At 42.5% G+C, this 22,267-nt stretch carries 18 protein-coding genes and 1 tRNA gene; 13 read left to right on the top strand and 6 right to left on the bottom strand.

The window, feature by feature from the left end; all coding sequences use genetic code 11:
* Nucleotides 1-25: 25 nt before the first annotated feature.
* The 4 genes from OLM34_RS05395 to OLM34_RS05380 all read right to left on the bottom strand — a co-directional run bounded on the left by OLM34_RS05395 (nt 26) and on the right by OLM34_RS05380 (nt 2,721).
* Nucleotides 26-910, bottom strand: coding sequence for a DUF488 domain-containing protein (locus tag OLM34_RS05395; protein WP_264405747.1), 885 nt, complete (start codon nt 908-910; stop codon nt 26-28).
* A gap of 128 nt (nt 911-1,038) precedes the next feature.
* Nucleotides 1,039-1,109, bottom strand: a tRNA-Gln gene (locus OLM34_RS05390).
* Between the two features lie 661 nt (nt 1,110-1,770).
* Nucleotides 1,771-2,142, bottom strand: coding sequence for a diacylglycerol kinase family protein (locus OLM34_RS05385; protein ID WP_264405746.1), 372 nt, complete (start codon nt 2,140-2,142; stop codon nt 1,771-1,773).
* A 69-nt stretch (nt 2,143-2,211) separates the two neighbouring features.
* Nucleotides 2,212-2,721 carry a GNAT family N-acetyltransferase gene (locus OLM34_RS05380; protein WP_264405745.1) on the bottom strand — a complete coding sequence of 170 codons (510 nt, stop codon included), beginning with the start codon at nt 2,719-2,721 and terminating at the stop codon, nt 2,212-2,214.
* 138 nt (nt 2,722-2,859) lie between these two features.
* Between OLM34_RS05380 and OLM34_RS05375 the strand changes: the two genes are divergently transcribed.
* The 5 genes from OLM34_RS05375 to OLM34_RS05355 all read left to right on the top strand — a co-directional run bounded on the left by OLM34_RS05375 (nt 2,860) and on the right by OLM34_RS05355 (nt 8,872).
* Complete coding sequence (locus OLM34_RS05375; protein WP_264405744.1) at nt 2,860-3,975, top strand: hypothetical protein; 1,116 nt, start codon at nt 2,860-2,862, stop codon at nt 3,973-3,975.
* Nucleotides 3,959-4,096 carry a hypothetical protein gene (locus OLM34_RS05370; RefSeq protein ID WP_264405743.1) on the top strand — a complete coding sequence of 46 codons (138 nt, stop codon included), beginning with the start codon at nt 3,959-3,961 and terminating at the stop codon, nt 4,094-4,096. Before OLM34_RS05375 ends, OLM34_RS05370 begins: the two co-directional genes overlap by 17 nt.
* Nucleotides 4,081-6,105, top strand: a complete 2,025-nt coding sequence (gene uvrB / locus OLM34_RS05365) for an excinuclease ABC subunit UvrB (RefSeq protein ID WP_264405742.1) — start codon at nt 4,081-4,083, stop codon at nt 6,103-6,105. The genes OLM34_RS05370 and uvrB overlap by 16 nt, the downstream gene beginning before the upstream one ends.
* 169 nt (nt 6,106-6,274) lie before the next feature.
* Entirely contained in the window at nt 6,275-7,942 is a 1,668-nt protein-coding gene (locus tag OLM34_RS05360; protein WP_264405741.1) for a formate--tetrahydrofolate ligase, read from the top strand.
* Nucleotides 7,943-8,017: 75 nt separating this feature from the next.
* Nucleotides 8,018-8,872: a DUF1460 domain-containing protein gene (locus tag OLM34_RS05355; RefSeq protein ID WP_264405740.1), complete on the top strand. Its 855-nt coding sequence runs from the start codon at nt 8,018-8,020 to the stop codon at nt 8,870-8,872.
* Between the two features lie 14 nt (nt 8,873-8,886).
* Here OLM34_RS05355 and OLM34_RS05350 read toward each other — a convergent pair whose 3' ends face one another.
* Together OLM34_RS05350 and OLM34_RS05345 are read right to left on the bottom strand one after the other, a co-directional pair.
* Nucleotides 8,887-9,888 (bottom strand): CapA family protein, encoded by a 1,002-nt coding sequence (locus tag OLM34_RS05350; protein WP_264405739.1) that lies wholly within the window; start codon nt 9,886-9,888, stop codon nt 8,887-8,889.
* Between the two features lie 94 nt (nt 9,889-9,982).
* Nucleotides 9,983-11,668 carry a S41 family peptidase gene (locus OLM34_RS05345; RefSeq protein WP_264405738.1) on the bottom strand — a complete coding sequence of 562 codons (1,686 nt, stop codon included), beginning with the start codon at nt 11,666-11,668 and terminating at the stop codon, nt 9,983-9,985.
* A 177-nt stretch (nt 11,669-11,845) separates the two neighbouring features.
* Here OLM34_RS05345 and OLM34_RS05340 point away from each other — a divergent pair, with 177 nt between their 5' ends.
* The 8 genes from OLM34_RS05340 to OLM34_RS05305 all read left to right on the top strand — a co-directional run bounded on the left by OLM34_RS05340 (nt 11,846) and on the right by OLM34_RS05305 (nt 22,079).
* Entirely contained in the window at nt 11,846-12,271 is a 426-nt protein-coding gene (locus OLM34_RS05340) for a VanZ family protein (RefSeq protein ID WP_264405737.1), read from the top strand.
* 96 nt (nt 12,272-12,367) lie between these two features.
* Nucleotides 12,368-12,838, top strand: a complete 471-nt coding sequence (locus OLM34_RS05335; protein WP_264405735.1) for a magnetosome magnetite crystal formation protein family — start codon at nt 12,368-12,370, stop codon at nt 12,836-12,838.
* A 5-nt stretch (nt 12,839-12,843) separates the two neighbouring features.
* Nucleotides 12,844-13,527, top strand: a complete 684-nt coding sequence (locus tag OLM34_RS05330; protein ID WP_264405734.1) for a cell division ATP-binding protein FtsE — start codon at nt 12,844-12,846, stop codon at nt 13,525-13,527.
* A gap of 8 nt (nt 13,528-13,535) precedes the next feature.
* Nucleotides 13,536-14,687, top strand: a complete 1,152-nt coding sequence (locus OLM34_RS05325) for a glycoside hydrolase family 5 protein (protein ID WP_264405732.1) — start codon at nt 13,536-13,538, stop codon at nt 14,685-14,687.
* Between the two features lie 173 nt (nt 14,688-14,860).
* Nucleotides 14,861-15,424, top strand: a complete 564-nt coding sequence (locus OLM34_RS05320) for an RNA polymerase sigma-70 factor (RefSeq protein ID WP_264405731.1) — start codon at nt 14,861-14,863, stop codon at nt 15,422-15,424.
* A 122-nt stretch (nt 15,425-15,546) separates the two neighbouring features.
* Nucleotides 15,547-16,563 (top strand): FecR family protein, encoded by a 1,017-nt coding sequence (locus OLM34_RS05315; protein WP_264405730.1) that lies wholly within the window; start codon nt 15,547-15,549, stop codon nt 16,561-16,563.
* Nucleotides 16,564-16,758: 195 nt separating this feature from the next.
* Complete coding sequence (locus OLM34_RS05310) at nt 16,759-20,136, top strand: TonB-dependent receptor (protein ID WP_264405729.1); 3,378 nt, start codon at nt 16,759-16,761, stop codon at nt 20,134-20,136.
* Between the two features lie 23 nt (nt 20,137-20,159).
* The gene (locus OLM34_RS05305; protein ID WP_264405810.1) at nt 20,160-22,079 is read left to right on the top strand and encodes a RagB/SusD family nutrient uptake outer membrane protein; all 1,920 of its coding nucleotides are present in this window, start codon (nt 20,160-20,162) and stop codon (nt 22,077-22,079) included.
* Nucleotides 22,080-22,267 lie beyond the last annotated feature (188 nt).

The raw sequence follows: 22,267 nt of genomic DNA, 5'->3' as shown, positions 1-22,267 counted from the left end.
ACTAAAACTTTTGTCAGGGCCATCTTTACAAATGTTTGATTTCGTATTCAAAACCGGGTAATTTTTCAATGGCTTCTGCCAAATATTTACGGTGACATTGCCAAATATTGGCTTCAAAACAGGTCAATGCAATGCGTTTGTACTGTTTTAGCAAGTTGAATATTTGCATTTGTGTGGTTACGGTTTTGGTTAAATTGTTCTGCTTGTAGGAAGCAAACAACTTGTCATAATCTTCCTGGGTATTTAACGTTCTGCGTTGCGCCGACGCAATACCTACTTCGGGAAAATGAACATATCGGATATCCAGATTTTCGCAATAATAGTGTAACTGACTTTTGCTAAAACCATACTTCATACTTACGGGATTGTATCGCACATCCACTAATACCTTAATGTTGTTTTTGATCAAACGATTCAAATATTTTTCCAAAGAAATCCCTTGATAACCAATGGTAAAAAGGGCAATTTTTTTACTACTGGGTTCACTCTCGTTAACTTTTTGGATCTCTTCCGCCGATAATATTTCCTTTGCTTTTTTACTGTTTATCGCCCAATAAGGAAAATGAAGGTAAGTATACCTCATCAGCGCATTTACGTTCATTTTCCCAAACTGTTGTTTTATTTCCTGCATCAGTTTCCGGTCATCTTTCTTCAATGCTTGCACATAATCAGCACGTTCATTTATTACAAAGGAAGTAGGGGTTTCCGATAATATTCCTCCTTTTACCATTACCGACAAATCGGCGTTTGCCGAAAAAGAATAACATCCATACTTATAGGGAACAAAATCATATTCTGCTTTCACTTGCCGATGCGAGAACAGGAAAAGCAATTTCTGAAGACTGATTTTATTTAACTCTCCATCAAAAAGCTGTAATAAAGCCAATATAACTTTACGTCTGTAATACATACAACAAAAGTACACGAAAATTAAAGTATTTCCAAGCGAGCGAAAATAAAAATCAAGGCCACAATAACTTAATTGTCTTTTATAAAAAAATAACTGCCTAAATATTAAGCAGTTATTTGTAAGGGTTGCTGTCCTACCTGGATTCGAACCAAGACAAACAGATCCAGAATCTGTTGTGCTACCATTACACCATAGGACAATTTTTCGAAGTGCAAAGGTAAAAAATTTCGTATTTTAAAACAAATATTTTTACGGAATGATTTTTCGGTAGAGTCAACCGGCAAGTGCAAAACAAACCCCACCTTCTCCGCACCTTCTCCGTACCTTCTCCGTACCATCCTCGCTCCATGCTTGCATCAGGGTTGCGCCGAGTCCGCATGACAATCGTGCGGTTTATGTAGTGAGGATGCGGGTTTCACGTATCATCAAGCTGCGGAATCCGGAGCTGTTGTCCCTGCCTTGGAGCGAACAAATAGCGAAGAAGAAGCGAAGAAGAAGCGAACAAAGTGCGAATATTCTCCGGTTTTTACGTGCGAAAAGATGCAGAAAATGCCTGAAGCGGACAGGCTGCTGTTTTACGTTCGAAAAGATACACGAATCGGGTACGCGGAAAACGCATGAAGTAAACTTGCTGCTGTTATAAGTATCTTTAATTCGAATAAAAAATCTTGTGCATCGAGCGTATGGAATGAGTATGCTGCAGGTGTAAGGGCGTTATTTTAAGGGTTTTTACCTCATATGTCCCGGTCAAATTCGGATGTTCGGATTCGTTTAAGCAAGGACAGGGGAAGAATATATGAACGAAAACGAAGGCAGATATGGGAGTCCGGCACCGTTTCAGCAAGGATGACGAGCGGCGGTTACAGTAGGGCGACGAGTTTGGGGAGGAAAATCAATATTCCGACTGCCAGCGCGGCTATGGCGGCTATTAAAACTCCTGCGGCTGCCACGTCTTTCACTTTCCTGATTATCGGATGTTTTTGATGTTGAGATACATAATCCGACAGCCTTTCGATGGCGGTGTTCAAGGCTTCACACGCCGGCACCATCCCGATTACGATGCAAATGGCCAACCATTCCGTCGCGGAAATATGCAACAAAAAACCCAATGCAACGGCCAACAGGGCCATGACCAACTCAATGCGTGCATTTGGCGTTTCTCTAAACAGCGTGCGCAATCCCCTGAAAGCGAAGCGAAAAGATTGGATTCGGCCGTGAAAATACCTGTTCATGTTTGATACGGTTAGTTATAGTGAACGATGCCTGTTCGTGTTGCGAGACGCCCTTTTCTGTCGATACGCCTATTCATGATCGAGCGGTTTTTCGTAAACATAATCATCCATGACGAAACCGTTGCCAATGTCGTTTACTTCTTCTCCGGCGCGATAAAATCCCATCCGTTGGTAGAAGGCGATGGCATTCCGGTTGTTCTTGTTGACATTCAGGTAAACAGCTTTTTCTCCGTTTTCGCGGGCTTGCGACAAAACAAAGTCGAACAGCCGTTTTCCGATTCCTTTTCGCTGATGTGAGGGGAGAATATAAATCTTATGAATCTTCGTTTTTCCCGTGTTTTCGCAATTAGGTTCATACGAAAGGTAAGCCGCAAATTCTTCGCCTTCTTTTGCCAACACATACCGGTGATGTTGTTTCTCCATTTGTTCCCGCAAACTTTCGTCGCTGTACATCCAATGCATCATATAGGCGATTTGCTTTTCGGAAAGGATGTCTTTGAACGTGTGTGGCCATGCGACTGCCGAAATTTTTTGAATATCGGGAATATTGTCGGTCGTGGCAGGAATAATCTCAATCATGTTGCGTCTTGTTTTATCCGAGGTTCAAAAGTACGAATTTTGCTTTTTATCGCAAAAACGATGGGGAATTTATCTTGTTGTGCGTTACTTTTTTTATCTTTGTATATAGCGATGCAGTTTATATAAAAAGGGGAGATTATGTCGAGTTTGTGTCCGTTGTGCGGCAAAAATAAATCGGAAGAGGCGTTGTTTTGCGATGAATGCGAAAAAAAGATCCGGAACGAATATGAAGTGGAAATGCCGGGGCAACTGAATTTCGCGGAAAATGCCTCGCAACCCGCTGCCGGAAAGGAGGTTGTCGAGGTTGATGAAGCGCTTTCTTTTTCGAATACTCAGGCCGACTCTCTCTCGCGCCATCCCAAGCGCGGAAAAAGAAAGGGGATTGTTTTGGGATGTGTTTTCGCGATAGGTGTTTCGGTTGCTTTTTCTTTTGTTTATAAGCAATATGCTGAACGGCAAACCCGGGAACAGCTGATGTGGGAGGAAGCGGCAAGTGCGCATACCGTCAATGCCTATCTGGCGTATATGAATGCCTATCCCAACGGGAAATATGTTGCCAATGCCGAGGCGGAAATGAAGGCGCTGAAAGACCGTGAAGCCTCGGCTTGGGAAAAGGTGAAAACTTCGGAGGACATTGCCGATTGTCGCGAGTTTCTTCGGCAATACCCCGACAGTCCTTATCGGCCGTTGGTCAGCAACCGTTTAGACTCGTTAATGTGGATTGATGCTTATACGGCCAATACGGCGCAGCGTTATTCAGAGTACATGGTGGCGGTGGAGAGTGGCGAATTGCCGGGAAATTATTATCATGAAGCGCAGAAGCGATTCGAAATGCTGTTCCAGTCGTATCCGGTATTGACCGAGGAGTCGGATAAAATAAAGGGCGTAATCGAAGGCTTTTATGGGGCATTATCGGATAAGGATTACAACAAGTTGGCCGAATATTTGGCTCCCAAGGTGTATCGGTTTTTCAACAAAGGGACAGACTCTCGCGACAATATCTTGAAGGGGTTGCAATTGGCGAAAGCCAAAAATCCGGATTCCGCAGTACGATTTATTCCCAATCTCGAGGCGCTGCAATATGAGAAAACACCGGACGACAGGGTTCGGGTAAATGTACCGTTGGTAAAGCAATATGGCGGTGAAGAGGGGGCAACCCGAACGGTTTCGGGATATATCGGACATATCGAAATGGACGGCGAGGGGCGTGTCGTCAGCATATACGAAACGAAACCTTATGGGGCGGAAAGGTGAAAAGCTGAACGACGGACGCGATGAATTTGCGTTGACGGCAAGAGGCTCAAACCGGTCGAAAGAGAAGAACATGAACTATTATCGTGATGAATTTGTTGTAAGGGTATGGATTTTAAGTTAACTTCACAATATAAACCTACAGGGGATCAACCTGAAGCCATAAAGGCACTGGTAGAGGGAATTCGCGACAATGTGCCTTATCAGACCTTGTTGGGGGTTACCGGTTCGGGGAAAACGTTTACCATAGCCAACGTGATTGCGCAGGTGAATAAACCGACGTTGGTGATCAGTCACAACAAAACGCTGGCGGCGCAATTGTATAGCGAGTTTAAGAGTTTTTTTCCCGAGAATGCGGTCGAATATTACGTTTCCTATTACGATTATTATCAGCCTGAAGCTTATATTCCTTCTACCGATACGTATATAGCCAAGGATCTTTCCATCAACGACGAGATCGAAAAACTGCGCCTGTCGGCCACGTCGGCATTGTTGTCGGGCCGGAAGGATGTGATTGTGGTTTCGTCGGTTTCGTGCCTGTACGGCATCGGTAATCCCGAGGATTTCAATAAAACCACCATCGATATTAAGGTCGGACAGAAACTGGTGCGCGATGTGTTTCTGCGCAAACTGGTGGAAATCTTGTACTCGCGTAACGAAACAGCCGAATTCAGCCGGGGTAATTTCCGGGTGAAAGGCGATACCGTGGATGTTTTTCTGGCCTACGACGATATCCTTATTCGCGTGATTTTCTGGGGAGACGAGATCGAAAGTATCGAATCGGTCGATCCGGTCACGGGAATGACGATTGAACGATTGGATGCGTATCGGATTTTCCCTGCCAATCTGTTTGTAACCACACGCGAACGCATTTTCAGGGCTGTAGAGGAAATACAGATTGATCTCGGCAAGCAGGTCGAGTTCTTTCGTTCCATTGGTAAGCCCTTGGAAGCAAAACGTTTATACGAGCGGGTGACCTACGATATCGAAATGATTAAGGAGATCGGCTACTGTTCGGGTATCGAAAATTATTCCCGTTATTTCGACGGGCGACTTCCGGGTACGCGGCCTTTCTGTCTGTTGGATTTTTTTCCGAAGGATTACCTTACTGTGATCGATGAAAGTCACGTTACCATTCCGCAGATTCGTGCCATGTACGGTGGTGATCATTCGCGCAAGCTCAACCTGGTGGAATACGGTTTCCGGTTGCCTGCCGCCATCGATAATCGTCCGCTTACGTTTGAAGAATTCGAATCGCTTACGCCGCAGATTATTTTTGTGAGCGCTACGCCGGCCGACTATGAGCTGGAAAAATCGGAGGGAGTTATCGTGGATCAGTTGATTCGTCCTACCGGCTTGCTCGATCCGCCGATCGAAGTGCGTCCCAGTCTTAACCAGATCGATGATCTCATGGAGGAGATTCAGCAGCGGGTGGAAAAGGATGAGCGGGTACTGGTGACCACGCTGACCAAACGCATGGCGGAGGAATTGACCGATTATCTTTCGGAGCACGGTATTCGGTGCAGTTATATTCATTCGGATGTGGAAACGCTTGAGCGCGTGAAAATTATGGACGATTTGCGGAGCGGGGTTTTCGATGTTTTGGTGGGGGTGAATTTGCTTCGTGAGGGATTGGATTTGCCGGAAGTATCGTTGGTGGCTGTTCTCGATGCCGATAAAGAGGGGTTTTTGCGTTCGCATCGTTCCCTCACGCAAACGGCAGGGCGTGCGGCACGCAATGTAAACGGGAAGGTTATTTTTTATGCCGACAAGATTACCGAGAGTATGCAGACTACCATTGACGAAACCAATCGCCGAAGGGAAAAGCAGTTGAAATATAACGAAGAGCACGGTATCACTCCGCAGCAAATCAAAAAAGCCAAATCGTCGGCGTTTGCCAAACATATGGCGCCGACAATCGAAGCTCAAGCTTATGTTGAGCCGGATTACTATGCGATTGCTGCTGAGCCGGCTGCTCAATATGAGGGGGGAGAGGATTTGGAAAAACGCATCGAAAAGACACGCAAAGCCATGATGGCGGCAGCTAAACGATTGGAATTTTTGGAAGCCGCGCAATTGCGGGATCAATTGATCGCATTGGAGTCGAAATTGAAGGAGAAGTCTTCTCTGTAATCTGAAGAGCAACGGCATCGATTTTGTCGCTTTCTCACCCGTTCGGAAGAGGAAGAAGCAACAGCAACAGCAACCTTTGGAGAAGACAGAAAACATAAAATAGAAGTGAGGTACGCAACGTACCTGTCGGTAATTTTGCTGACCAACCCTATGGATAAATAAACGAAATATGAAATCGGATATTGAAATTGCACGCGAAACACCACTGAAAAAGGTAAAAGATGTAGCCGAAAGCATCGGGATTCCACGAGATGAGGTTCACAATTACGGTCCTTTTATGGCTAAAATACCGCTTCAGCTTATCGATAGTGAGCAGGTGAATAAAAGCAATCTGATCCTGGTAACCGCCATCACGCCCACAAAGGCGGGAGTAGGTAAAACCACTACCTCTATCGGTTTATCGTTAGGGTTGAACAAAATCGGCAAAAAAGCCATTGTTGCCTTACGGGAACCCTCGCTCGGTCCCGTGTTCGGCATGAAAGGAGGTGCAGCGGGAGGGGGTCGTGCACAAGTGCTTCCGATGGAAAATATCAACCTGCATTTCACGGGCGATTTTCATGCCGTAACTACGGCTCACAATACGATTTCGGCGTTGCTGGATAATTACATTTACCGTGTACAGGGTTCGGGTAAGCAACTCAAAGAAGTGTTGTGGAAGCGAGTGCTGGATGTCAATGACAGGAGTCTGCGCCATATCGTGACCGGATTGAACGGTTCTGCCAACGGCATTCCGCAGGAATCGGGATTCGACATCACGGCTGCATCGGAGTTGATGGCTATTCTTTGTCTGGCCGAGAACGAGAGCGACTTGCGCCGTCGCATCGAAAATATTTTGTTGGGTTACACGATGGACGGTAATCCGTTTACCGTGAAAGATTTGGGCGTTGCCGGAGCGATAACCGTATTGATGAAAGATGCCATTCATCCCAATCTGGTGCAGACTACCGAAAATACGGCGGCTTTTGTGCACGGCGGTCCTTTTGCCAATATCGCTCACGGCTGCAATTCGGTATTGGCAACAAAAATGGCCATGACCTATGGCGATTATGTTGTAACGGAGGCTGGTTTCGGTGCGGATTTAGGTGCCGAGAAATTTTTCAATATCAAATGCCGTAAAAGTGGTATTCGAGCCAAACTGACTGTTATCGTGGTTACTTCTCAGGGATTGAAAATGCACGGCGGGATTCCCGAAACAAGAATTAAGGAACCCGATCGGGAGGGACTGATTAGCGGGTTGCAAAATTTGGAGAAACATCTGGATAATTTGGCAATGTTCGGGCAGACCGTGGTGGTGGCTTTCAACAAGTACGATTTCGATCGCGAAGAAGAAATCGATCTTGTGCGGCAATATTGCAACAGAAAGGGGGTGCGCTTTGCTGTTAACGAAGCTTTTTACAAAGGGGGAGAAGGTGCGGTGGAATTGGCCGAAATGGTGGTAGATGCTATTGAAAACGAACCTTCACACGAATTGAAATTTACCTACGATGATGAGGATACCATCGATAAGAAAATCGAAAAAATTGCGGTGAACATTTATGGTGCGCGCGATGTGGTTTTCGGAGAAAAAGCAATGAAAATACTGAAAAAAATCGAAGGAACTGACCTTGAAAAAATGCCGGTATGTATTGCCAAAACGCAATTTTCTTTCTCTGCCGATCCCAAAGCGTATGGCGTGGCCAAAAATTTCCGGTTTAAAATCAATGATATTATTATCAATCAAGGTGCGGAATTTATTGTGGCACTTGCCGGCGAAATGGTACGCATGCCGGGGTTGCCTGCCGATCCTCAGGCCAAACGTATCGATATTGTGAACGGACAAATCGAAGGATTGAGTTGATCAGGAACGGAGCATTGATTTTTATGACGGATAAACGGATAATTGACTTTATAACACCTGAAAATCAATAAAAAAATGAAACCGATTGTTTTAACTTTTGCGTCTTTTTTTGTGACGGTATTGTCTTTTGCCCAACAGGGAACCCTTTATACAAAGGACGACAAGGCAATTTTCGATAAATATGCATCGTATATCGAGCCGTTTTGCGATCAGCCGATGGAAAAAGTAATGGAGAAAACGGCTGAATTTTTTCTTGGAACGCCTTATGTGGCACATACCTTGGAAATGACGCCGGGAGAGACGTTCGTCATCAATTTGCGGGAAATGGATTGCGTCACTTTTATGGAAAATGTCATTGCTTTGTCGTTGACGGCCAAATCCGGCGAACTTTCGTTTGACAAGTTCATGGATGAATTGCGCAAAATGCGTTACCGGAACGGTAATATCGATGACTATGCTTCGCGTTTGCATTATACGACCGATTGGTTTTACGAAAATGAAAAGCGCGGTTTGGTGAAAAATATCAGTGCGTGTTTGGGAGGTGTGAAAGAAACCAGGAAAATCAACTTTATGTCTGCGCATCGCGATGCCTACCGACAGTTGGAAACCGATGACGCCATGTGGTGGAAAATAAAAACGATGGAGGATACGATCAACAAACGTGGCGGGTTTTATTATCTCCCCAAAAAGGAAATTGCAAAAGCCGTTCCTCAAATTCCCCACATGTCTATTATTGCTTTTACGACTTCTACAGAAGGGCTTGATGTTTCGCATGTGGTGTTTGCTTATCGTCAGGGAGACAAACTGACGTTCATTCATGCTTCGAGTACGGAAGGGAAGGTGGTAATCGACGAAAAAACGCTTGCCGATTATTGCAATTCGCAAGAATCATGTACAGGAATCATGGTCGTTAAGGTTAATGATCGTTAAGACTCCATTAATCGCTAAGGGACCGTTTTCCGGACGGTTTTTTCGGCATGCTCAACAAACTTTTCCATGGTTTCTTTCTCTTCTTTACTGACCGGAGGAGTAATCGCTTTAGGGGAAAAGGTTGTCGGTATGAGCACATAGTTCGTTTTTTCCTCATCCCGGTATTTCCGTACCCAAATAAAAGAATAGGTATGCGATTGGATTTCGACAGGAGCTTCATCCGAGGTTTTATGGATAACGATTTCGGCCATCATGCCTCCGTCGGCATGGGGGTGTTGTTGATTTGAAATAAAATTTCCGAGGGAGTAATATACCACGTTTGCCGGCTCATTTTCTTTCTGGTAAACGGATACGGGTTGCACGACGTGGGGATGATGACCGACGACAATCCGTACGCCGTTATTGATCAGAAATTGAGCCATTTTTCGCTGTTCCGTCGTGGGGTAGGTGAGGTATTCCTCTCCCCAGTGCATGTTGGCGATAATAATGTCGGGCTTGTATAGTCGGGCTATCTCGAGATCTTTTTTGATGAGAAACGTGTCGGCAAAATTTACCATGCTTGGTTTTTTTACCGGTATTCCGTTGGTTTTATAGGTATAATTCAGCAGAGCAATGCGGATTCCGTTTTTGATCAGCATGAGCGGGTACCGAAACGTGCGTTCGTGCGGCGATTTGAAGGTGCCCGTATGTTTTATCTGCAACGAATCGAGCACGTTTATCGTGCGCTCGAGACCTTTTTGTCCGCCATCCATTGCATGATTGTTTGCTAGAAAGAAAATGTCGAATCCCGCATTTTTCAACGCGGATGCAAACTCGTCGGGAGAACTGAAGGTGGGGTATCCCGTGTAAGGTTTCCCGCCCAATACGGTTTCGAAGTTGACACATGCAATATCGGCCGAAGCGATGTTGTCTTTAATCAGATGGAAACACGCATCGTAATTGTATCCGTTTTCTGTTTTTGCGCTGTATACTTGAGGCAGGTGTTGCATAGCATCGCCGGCAAATAAAAGACTCACCTTTCTCTCCTGTGAAACAGCAAATTGTCCGATAGAAAAGAGGAAGAGACAACCGAAGATCCGGAGAGCAGGCAACCATTGCATGTATGCTGTATTACACTTTTTTGCCGGATGAGGAATCCTTGGCCGGCTGTAAAATACGGCGATAGGTATCGCCATCGCTGAGTACCTCGATGGCTTTGCGGTACACATTATCTTTTTGTAAGGTGTAGATGAGTACGCCTTTTTTATAGTAATACCGTTTTACGATTTCGTTGGCGATCAAGTCCTTGATCTCATCTTTGAAGAGTTCGAGATCGCGATCCAAATCGGGAACCAGCTTTGCTTCGAGCGCTTTAAATTCTTCTTCGGCTACATCCATATAGCCCTCGAATTTCATGACTTCTTTCAGGGTCTGCATTGTTTTTGCGCTCATCTGATCGTATTTGAAATCTTTCGATTTTACGAATTGCTTGAAGGATTCATAATCGGCATCGGTGAACGCAAACTTGTCGGGGGGAGCAATCGTCGGATGTTTTAAAGCCCAATCGGTGACATAGTCGAAAATGATATTTCCCATTACCAGGTAGTAGGAGATCCGCCCCAGTTGTTCTTCTTCGATAATGATGTCGGGTGTGATGCCGCCACCTTCGCGTACTTCACGACCGTTTTTTGTATAAAAAACACGTGCAAGGCTGTCGGGTACCCGCGCCACACTGCCATCGGGATTGCGGTGCGAATAATCGACGGTTTGGATGCATCTTCCGCTGGGGATGTAGTATTTTGAAGTCGTGAGTTTGATGCTGCCTCCATAAGGAAGACCACGGGTGGTTTGCACCAACCCTTTTCCGTAGGAACGGTTTCCGATGATGACGGCTCTGTCCAAATCCTGAAGCGATCCGGCAACGATTTCCGAAGCCGATGCCGATCCGGTATCGATGAGCACCGTGATGGGGATCAGTGTATCGAGCGGTTGTTCGTCGGTGCGATAGACGCGGTCCCATTGTTTAACTTTTCCTCGGGTGGAAACCACTTCCTGACCTTTGGGTACAAACATGTTTACGATGCTGACGGCTTCTTCCAAAATGCCTCCGCCGTTTCCTCTGAGGTCGATGATAAGGGATTCGGCTCCCTTGTTTTTTAGATCGAGAAAAGTTTTTCTCACTTCTTTGGCGCTGTTTTCGGTGAAGCTTCCGAAATGGAAATACCCGATATTTCCGTTTACGACATGGGCATAGGTAACGGGATGAATGGTGATTTTTTCGCGAACAATTTTCACAACGAGGGGCTTCTTTTCGCCGGGACGCTGAATTTTCACCTTGACTGTTGTGCCCGGAATGCCTCTTAATGCATTGCTTACCTCCTGAACCGTTGCTTTCCGCATATCTTTATCGTCGATTTCCAGAATAATATCGCCGGCTTTCAACCCGGCTTTTGCCGCAGGTAGTCCTTCGTAGGGTTCATTGACGATTACATGGCCGTCTTTGTACGAGATTACGGCTCCGATTCCTGCATATTCGCCGGTAGTCATGAATCGAAAATCGTCCATATCTTCTTCGGAGTAATATTCGGTGTAGGGATCGAGCCCGGAAAGCATGTTTCGGATGGTACCCTGCATCAGACTATCCACTTTTATGCTGTCGACATAAAACATGTCCAATTCTTTCAATACGGAGTTGAAGATGTCGATATTTTTATTGATGTCGAAATAGCGTTGATTTTTATTCGGTTGCAGTGTAGTCTGTGCCGGAAGGTACAGCCAGATAAAGGAAATAAGAACCGTAAAAAAAGTTTTTTTCATCTGCCTGATTTTAATGGTTTGCTTCACGTTTGAATTGTTAATGGTGTTTTGTTGAAAAATCGTTTTTTCTTAATTGGCAAAGAAACGAATTTTTTGTGAAATTAGAGGAATGTTTTCGTTATATGTTTTTAAAAATGTATTCACGACTTCGAATATTCTGTATCTTTACGGCGTTTTATGAAAAAGTGGCAGTCAATAAACCGATATTTGCGGCATTTGCTCCTTCCTGGAGTGATAGGAGTGATTATTTTTCTGGGAACGTGCATTTTGGGTTCAGAACAGGTGCCGGACTTACCGCCGTTGCTTCCGTGGGATAAGCTGGTTCATGCCGGTATGTTTTTTGTGTTGTCCGGCGTTTGTTATTACGATTATTATCGCCTTTTTAATGGGAATGTGAATCGGAACAAATGGATTTTTTGGTGTTTCTTCATTCCTGTGATTTATGGGGCAGGGATCGAATTGCTGCAGCAATTTGTGTTTACTTCACGTAGTGCCGAATGGGGTGATTTTGTTGCCGATGTAATGGGTGCGTTTATAGCTACCGTCGGAGCAATTTACTTTCTCAATTATCGAAATAAACCCAAAAAAACGTTATCTTTGTAACGATACGTAAAATAAGATTAAACGCATCCTGATGAATAAAAAATCCGCATATCAAATAATAAATTTCACAATTAACAACCTAAAACACACGTCGCTATGAAATACGAAGATTTAAAAATTCTGGCCGAATTAAGAGAAAAAGGCAGCATTACGGAGGAAGAATATGAACGCGAAAAGGCAAAAATATTGAACGAAGAGGAGAAATCCGATACTTCGGGAGGGTTTAAGAAGCCGTTGTTCGGATTGGACGAAAAAAGCTACCTTACGTTGATGCACATTTCTCAGCTTGCGGGGTTTCTGGCACCTTTGATCGGGTTTATTATTCCTCTTATCATGTGGATTGCCAATAAAGAGGTAAATCCAAAGGTGGACAAGCACGGAAAAAACATCATGAATTTCATTATCAGTTTTATTATTTATACGGCCATCCTTTGTATTACCATCATCGGTATTCCGTTGGCCGTAGTGGTAGGTATTCTTTATATCGTATTTGTTATAATCGCAGCGGTTAAAGTCAACAATGGCGAAGATTGGAAGTACCCGTTGACGATAGAATTTATTAAATGATGATAATGAGTGAAGAATTACTTGTAAAATATACGGATGTAGTTCTCAACAGAGAGGAAAACACGATTTTGCGCGAGGTGAATCTCACGGTCAACCGGGGTGATTTTCTTTATGTAATCGGGAAAGTAGGGTCGGGGAAGAGTACCCTGCTGAAGAGTATGTATGCCGAAATCCCCATCGAGTCGGGCGATGCACAGGTTTTCGATTATTGTTTGCAGAAGATCAAACGGAAAAATGTTCCTTATTTGAGGCGAAAAATCGGCATTGTCTTTCAAGATTTTCAGTTGCTCATCGACCGATCGGTAGAAAAAAATCTGGAATTTGTTTTGCGTGCCACGGAATGGAAAAATAAATCCATGATTAAGGATCGTATTCACGAAGTGTTGGTGCAGGTGGGCATGCAGAACAAAGCGTATAAAATGCCGCACGAACTCTCGGGGGGTGAGCAACAACGAGTGGTTATTGCACGGGCATTGCTCAATTCGCCTCCTCTTATTTTGGCGGATGAACCTACGGGCAATTTAGATCCCGAAACCGGATCGCAGATTGTGGCGTTGTTGCATACGATTTCACGAAAAGGTACGGCGGTGATAATGGCTACCCATAATTATTCGATTGTGCAGACATTTCCCGGGAAAATCATGCGGTGCGAAAACATGCATCTTGTTGACCTGAATCAAACTCCTTAAACCTTATAATGATGAAGCGAAGAAATTTTATTCGAACCCTTGGCATGGGTATGATTGCTGCAGGTGTGGGTGTAACAGGATCGGCAACTGCCGAAAATCTTTTTTACTCAACCAAAAACAAGTTGCCTCGTTGGCGCGGTTTTAATTTGCTCGACTATTTTTCTCCTTATCGCGAAGCCGGCGGTTCGGTAACCACTGACCAGGATTTGAAATGGATGGCCGACTGGGGTTTCGATTTTGTACGTCTTCCGATAGCCTATCCGCGATACATTATTTTTGATCCGTCGAAAGATATTACGCCGGATGATGTACTTCATTTCGACGAAAAGGAAATAGACAATATTCGGTCGCTGGTAGAAAGAGCAAATGATTGTGGATTGCATGTGAGTTTAAATTTGCACCGCGCCCCGGGTTTTTGCGTGAATGCGGGATTTAATGAACCGTATAATCTGTGGAAGGATAAGGAAGCGCAGGAAGCTTTCTATGAACACTGGAGCATGTGGGCCAAACGATTTAAGGACCTTTCGCCTCGAGAAATAAGTTTTGATCTGGTGAATGAGCCTTGTCTACGTGAAGATATGAACGATCAACACTCACAGAGAGGTCCCGTTCCCGGTCAGCTTTATCGCGAAGTGGCTCAAAAATCCTTAAATGCCATACGTCAGCATAATCCTCAGCATTTGGTTATTGCCGATGGAAATAATGTGGGAAACGATCCTGTCCCTGAGATTTTCGACCTCGATATCGGACAAAGTTGTCGGGGATACTATCCTCATTATATTTCACATTATCGGGCTCCGTGGGTATGGAAAAATCCGGATGAGGCTCCTAAACCGGTATGGCCGGGCACTATTGACGGAAAATATTTCAATAGAAAAACCCTTGAAGAGTTTTATGCCCCTTGGATTGATGCCGTGAATAAGGGTGTTGGCGTGCATTGTGGTGAATGTGGTTGTTGGAAAGAAACACCTCATGAAGTATTTTTAGCTTGGTTTGAAGATGTGCTCGATATCCTTACTCAGCATGGAATTGGTTATGCGCTTTGGAATTTTCGGGGCGATTTCGGCATTCTCGATTCCGGTCGGAAAGATGTGAAATATGAAGATTGGTATGGACATCAACTTGACCGCGAATTATTAACTCTCCTAAAAAGGTATTAGAATAGTTAAAAGGGCTATTTATTGCATTGTATGATATTGTTATCCTCAATTACTTTAGAAATTCTTAAGAAATCAGGTGCTAAATATAGCAAGGTAGATAAACTTTTATAAATTGAGGGGTAACATTATTCTTTTTAGACAAAACTCTAAAATGAGGTTTTAATTGTGCTAAAATGTGGGATAAGGATCAGAAATTGGGAATCATAACTATTGAACAATTTGAAAAACTCTATTTACAGCAAGCTCCAAAATTAATTTTTTATGCTCGAAAATTTGTAGATGATGTGGTTGCCGAAGATATTGTACACGATATATTTTTAAAACTTTGGCACGAAAAGCCTGAGATTGATTTTCGCGAAGAGGATAATCCGTATCTTTTTCGTATGGTTCGGAATGCCTGTTATGATTTTCTCAAACATAAAGCGGTGGAAGAAAGTTTTGTAGACAAAGCTTTTAATGAATTGAAAATGGAAGAATTGGAGTGGAACGATTCTTACGAAACTTTTCTTGATCAAGAAGAGAAAATAAATGCTGTTTACACTGTTATTGACCGGCTTCCGCCAAAATGTAAAGAAATCTTTGTAAAAGCTTATTTAGAAGAACAAAAGCATTCCGATATTGCTACTCAACTTAATATCTCTGTAAGAACGGTAGACACACAGGTTTATAAGGCTTTAAAAATAATCCGTGACCATTTAATACCGGTTTTGGTTTTATTATTTTCCCTTTTTTGGTAATATTTTGTAAATTTCTTTGAAAAAGAATACGTAATTTCTTTTTTATAATCGTATATATTGAAAGCGGGTGGTATCCGGATAAAGGATGCGACTAAAACGAGTAAGTAGATATTTCGATTTAAATGAAAGATATACAGCAAATTATTATCCACGTGTTACAAAATGATGTTTCGGAAGAAGAAATGGCTTTTTTTTCCGAATGGTTTCATTCTTCATCCGAAAACAAAGATTTGTTTTTTCAGTTAAAAGATATATATGATCACCGAAAGGGTGGTTTGATGCCGGATAGCGAGGAAATGAAAGCAAGTTGGAACAGGCTCATGAATAAATTGGAGAATAATCCCCAACACATCTTTCAATCCACAACTATAAAAAATAAGCGTGTAAAATTGAATCGATGGCAAGCAGTTGCCGCTATTTTTGCAGGGTTATTGATTGTCGGCGCTTCGTTGTTTTATGGCCGGATGAAACAAAATTCCGTATGGGTTGAAGTGCGGACAACCTCTTCTGATCAAGTTCAACTTGTTCAACTGCCGGACGGTTCCACAGTGCAATTGAATGTATCTTCTTTTCTGAAATATCCAAAAAGATTCACAGGGAAAAAGCGTCAAGTTTACCTTGATGGAGAGGCCATATTTGATGTGAAAAACGACGGAAGGTCTTTTGAGGTGCAAAGCGACAAACAACAAATCGTGGTGTTGGGAACGCAATTTAACGTGATGGATTATTCTGTCGATGCTTTTGCCGCTACAACATTGATAAAAGGAAAGATTGAATTGAAAACATTCGATGCATCGCATACCGTAAAAAACCGCATGGTATTAACGCCGAAGCAACAAGTGCTGTTGGATAAAAATACCGGCTATATAACGCTTAGAGAGGTCAATCCGGATGATATCTTATCTTGGACAACGGGAACGTATTCTTTTGAAGACGTACCGTTAGAACAAATTACGGGGCGGCTGGAAAAGATGTTCGATGTAACCATTGTTATTCCGGACGAAAAAAGTCGAAAAGAAAAATACACCGGTAAATTTTCTTCATCACAAACGATAGAGGAAATTATACAGATCATCAATTTTAAAGGACAATTCGAGTATCGTTTTCGAAATGATACGATTGTTTTGCAAAGAAGGTGACCGGGAAATGATATGGTTGAATTATTTTAAAATCAAATTGCTATGGGAAAAACATGATAAGGAAAAAAGAATCGGGAATAGCAAGGCTGATTACCCGATTCTCAGCGTTTTTAATCAATTAATCGATAACCGTTCCTCCATGTCTGCAAACTATCGGAATGGTTATATATAACTCAATCAAAAACACGCAAATATATGAATAAATTACGAATCTTACTTCCGTTTCCATCAGGGAGCTTATTTTTGACTATGAAATGTATAATTATTTTTTTGTTGGTGAGCATGTGTAATGCTTTTGCCGCAGGATATGCACAAACCGAAAAAATAACCGTTAAAGCGAACGATGCCACCCTTAAAGAAGTGATATCCGTTATCGAGAAACAGTCGGACTACACTTTTTTCTATCAGAACGAAGATATCGACAATTCTCTTCGTTTTAATCTCGATTTAAAAAATCAGGATATTAAAGAGATCCTTGATCAATTGGTCACTAACACATCCCTTTCCTATAAAATATCGGGAAAATATATTTTTCTCGAAAAAACAGCAAAGGGAAATAGCGTTCAACAGCAAAATAAAAGAACGATAACCGGCCGCGTATATGATACGAAAGGAGAGTTGTTGATAGGGGTTAACGTTGTTGAAGTGGGTACCACTAACGGTACGGTCACCGATGTAAATGGTACGTACCGCATTTCGGTGACTACTCCTAAGCCTGTTTTAAAATTTACTTATATCGGCTTTAAAGAAAAAGAGGTACCTGTGGGAGGTGGAAATATATTGGATGTGCAATTGGAAGAAGATATAAGTGAATTGCAAGAAGTGGTAGTAGTTGGCCATGGAACGCAAAAAAAGGTTTCTGTTGTGGGTTCAATTACGACAATTAAACCGGAAGAATTGCAAATAGGAACTACACGATCCATAAGTAACAATCTGGCAGGGCAATTGGCCGGAATCATTGGTGTACAACGATCAGGTGAACCGGGTTACGATAATTCTCAATTTTGGATTCGGGGAATTTCATCTTTTGCTGGTAACAATAACCCTTTGATATTGGTGGATGGTATAGAGCGTTCATTAAATAATATCGATCCCGCCGAGATTGAATCGTTTTCCATTTTAAAAGATGCAGCTGCAAGTGCGGTATATGGTGTCAGAGGTGCAAATGGAGTAATTATCATTACTACAAAAAGAGGTCAAATCGGCAAACCGGCTATAAATGTTAGGGTTGAGCAAGCAGCTACTGCATTAGGAAAATTACCCACTTTTATCGGTTCGCCCGAATATTTGTCACTTTTAAATGAAATTGCCATTGATGAAGGAAAACTACCTCGTTATTCCGAAGATATTATTGAAAAGTATAGGACTGGTGAGGACCCGGAGTTGTATCCGAATGTGAATTGGATTGATGCTATTACGGATGACTATGGTTATAATACCCGGGCAAATTTTACCGTTTCGGGAGGAAGCGATGTACTGCGTTATTCGTTAGTCACGTCTTACTACGGAGAAAAAGGGATTATTACTCGAGATAAAAGGCAAGAGTGGGACTCTTCATCGCGATTAAATCGGTACAATGTCCGCTCAAATGTCGATGTAAATATTACACCTACCACTTTATTCCGTGTGAATATTGGAGGGTATCTACAAGAAAGAGTCAGATCTCCTCAAAGTGTGGATGATTTATTCGGTTTGGCTTTTGATACGCCGCCTTTTGTTCATCCGCCAATTTATTCTTCGGGTGAAATTCCGGTTGTTCCCGAAAGAGCGAACCCATGGGCACTGGCTACTCAATTGGGATATGAAACTTTCAGTCATAATCAAATCGAATCTTCTGCTTCTATGGAACAGGATTTCAAATTCTTGTTACCGGGTTTAAAAGCCAGAGTTTTGTTTTCTTTCGATCGTTATTCCGGGAATGGCGTTCAGCGAAGCAAAACTCCTGATTATTATAATCCTGCAGTGGGAAGAAAAGAAGACGGATCTTTAGACCTTGTTATTTATAGATATGGGCAATTGTTTTTGGGTCATAGTACCAGTGCTGAATGGGGGAATAAAAGCACCTATTTGGAAGGTTCTTTAAATTATGATCAAATTTTCAATGAAAAACACGCTATCGGACTAATGTTTTTATATAATCAACGAAGTTTTGAGGATGGGAGTGCTTTACCTTATAGAAATCAAGGAATTGCCGCTAGGGCATCCTACACCTTCAATAATAAATATGTGGGTGAATTTAATTTTGGATATAATGGATCGGAGAATTTTGCCAAAGGACATCGATTTGGCTTTTTCCCTTCAGTTGCAGTAGGATGGCTTTTGTCTGAAGAAGCGTTTATGGAACCCTATAGAAATACTTTTTCCAAAATAAAATTAAGAGCTTCCTATGGATTGGTTGGAAATGATCAGTTGGGGCAGAATAGGGGAGATTATCGTTTTGCCTATTTGACAACGATTGGAGATACAGGAGGTTACACCTGGGGCGTTGATAATGATTATTGGCGTGCAGGTCGTTGGGAAGGACAAGTAGGAGTGCAGAATCTTACCTGGGAAAAAGTGAAAAAGGCAAACATAGGACTGGAATTAGGTCTGTGGAATAGCATCGAGTTACAGGTTGACGGTTTTAAGGATCACCGTTATGATATATTCATGCAGCGAAGGACTATTCCTTCTTCGGCCGGCTTTATTCAAACACCGTTTGCCAATTATGGAAAGGTAGATAATCGAGGGGTTGACATTTCATTAACAGCGAATAAACAAGTTACAAAAGATTTTCAGTTTGTAATGAGAGGTACGTTTACCTATGCCAAAAATGAGATTACAGAGCAGGATGAACCCTTGGGTGTAATTGGCACCAACCGGGCTCGGACAGGACATTCGATAGGTCAGATATTCGGATTGATCGATGACGGGCTTTTTACGGATGACGACTTCGTTACGAATGAAAGCGGTGAATTGGAATTGGTTCCCGGCATACCCAAACATACGTTCGCACCGGTAAGACCGGGTGATATCAAATATAAAGACATCAACGAAGACGGATTGATAAATTCACTGGACGAATGTCCTATTGGAGGAACCGTAGATCCGCAGATTGTATATGGATTTGGTGCCAGTGTGTTGTATAAACAGATCGATTTCAGTTTCTTTTTTCAGGGAAACGGGAAAACCTATCGCATCATTGGAGGAAATAATTTTATACCCGGTAGTGGGGATGGTTCGATGGGAAATATTTATGACAATTATCAGGATCGATGGACAGTGGATAATCCTTCCCAAGATGTATTTTGGCCACGTTTGTCGAGTTATAATCATGCCAATAACACCCAATCTTCTACCTGGTGGTTAAAAGATATGAGCATGTTGCGCTTAAAAAATATTGAAATCGGTTATAGTTTTCCCAAACAAACCGTATTGCCGAATTATATTAAAAGCGCACGAATTTTTTTGGCGGGGTCTAATTTACTGCAGTTCTCCAAATTCAACTTATGGGATCCGGAAATTGGTTTTTCCAATGGTTTACGGTATCCAATCATGAAATCGGCTTCCATAGGTTTAGAAATAGATTTTTAATACATAACATAAATCGAAAAATGATGAAATATTTAAAGAATATCCTGTTTTTTACAGTTGTTTTGTTGTTTTCAGCTTGCTCCGACTTTTTGGATAAAAAACCGGACGATATGTTGACATTAGAGCTGGTTTTTAGCGATAAAACGCGTACAGAGGATTGGCTGGCCGGTGTTTATACGGCAATACCCGATCCATACTGGCGAGATATGGCACACCAAGGTGTTGGACCTTTAGGGGATGATTTGGCACCATCTACCGGTTGGCAAAAATTTGGATGGGATGTAGTGGCTAAACAAATTGGAAATTGGAATCCGGCTTCCTATGACGGAGATAACAGGTGGGTTGATTTACCGAAACGAATCCGCAGCGCGTTGATTTTTATTGAGAATGTAAAGCCGAATGCAAAACAATTGGTTACTGAAGCCGATGTGGAAAACATGAAAAATGAAGCGCGTTTCTTGATTGCTTATTTTTATACACTTCTACTCGAGAAGTACGGACCGGTTCCTTTTAACCCTGACAAAATATTAGCCACAGATATTTCGCAGGAAGAATTATTTGTGGGTCAGGCTCCTTATGACACCATTGTAAATTGGGTTGATCAAGAATTATTGAAATTATCAAAAGTATTGCCGGCTTCGTATTCCCAGCGACAAAAATACGGTCATGCAACTTCTATCATGTGTTTGGCCGTAAGAGCAAGAATGTTGTTATTTGCGGCCAGTCCGTTAGTGAATGGGAATCCCGATTATAAAGATCACAAGAATTGGAAGGATGAGGAATTATTCAATTCAACTTACGATCCTACTAAATGGGATCGAGCCGCACAAGCATGTAAAGAACTGATCGATGCAGCTCATGCAGCAGGCCATAAATTGTATTATGAGTATAATGATGACGGAACAATCGATCCTTTTTTGTCTTATCAGAACATGATGTTTAAAAAAGGGGATGTCAATCCTGAAATCTTATTTCCGAGACCAAGTTGTGATTATACGTCTCTTGACAGGCATGCCACCCCGAGAGGATGCGCGGGTAACGGTGGTTATGGAATAACCCAATCGCTGGTCGATGCATTTTTTATGGAAAACGGATTACCTCCCATTTTAGGTTATGAGGGAGGAAATAAATCAAAACCCGTTATAGATCCGGCTTCCGGATATAGTGAAAAAGGATTTTCAACAGAACCGGAAGTACGAAAAACAAAATGGATTGAATGTCAAGGCGACCAACCGGGAAAAGAAGGGCAAGTCACGTTAGCAGGCACTTACAATATGTATTGTCATCGTGAACCACGATTTTATATTTCTGTGTTATATAACCGGGCGTGGTATCGTCAAGAAGGACGTACAACCCGTTTTCTCATCGGAGAATGGGATGGGGGACCAACCCATGACGCACCTCAAAACGGATATTTGTTAAGAAAATTAGTGCATCCGGATCATAACTGCAGAACGAACATTTTTCCATATCGACCCGGTATTCTTTATCGTTTGGGCGAAGCTTATTTGAATTATGCCGAGGCGCTTAATGAATCGGATCCCGGAAATCCGGATATAGTTAAATATGTGAATTTGATTCGTGAAAGAGCCGGTATCCCGACTTATGGTAATGGCGCGAATCAGATTCCTGTTCCACAAGGACAGGATGCCATGCGCGAAGCAATACACAGAGAACGACGTGTCGAACTGAACTGTGAAACATCTATTCGTTGGAATGATATTCGCAGATGGAAACTCGGCGAAGAAACGTTAGACGGATGGTTTTATGGAATGAATTATTTGGGAGAGAATTTGAGTGATGATGAGAGTGATCCCAAGGCATTTTTTGTTCGTAAACCTTATCAAAAACGGGTATTCGAAAAACAAATGTATTGGTTCCCCGTACCACAAGATGAGATGGATAAAAATCCCAATTTAAAACAAAATCCATTCTGGGAATAAAATATAATATTGGATTGACTATTTATTGTTAATTCATGATAGATTAGATATGTGGCAATCAGCTCAACGAAATCGAAGAATATTTTCGTTGAGCTGATTTTACTGTTATGAATGAAATTTAGCGGATATTTTTTGTTGCCTTTTATTTCTTCTGTTTTTAAATATTGAGATGCAATTACTCCCTGATT

The organism is Anaerorudis cellulosivorans, from assembly GCF_025943985.1.
Lineage (GTDB): Bacteria > Bacteroidota > Bacteroidia > Bacteroidales > Dysgonomonadaceae > Anaerorudis > Anaerorudis cellulosivorans.
The sequence above is the reverse complement of the archived record's forward strand: the minus strand, read 5'-3'. Positions and strand labels throughout refer to the sequence as shown.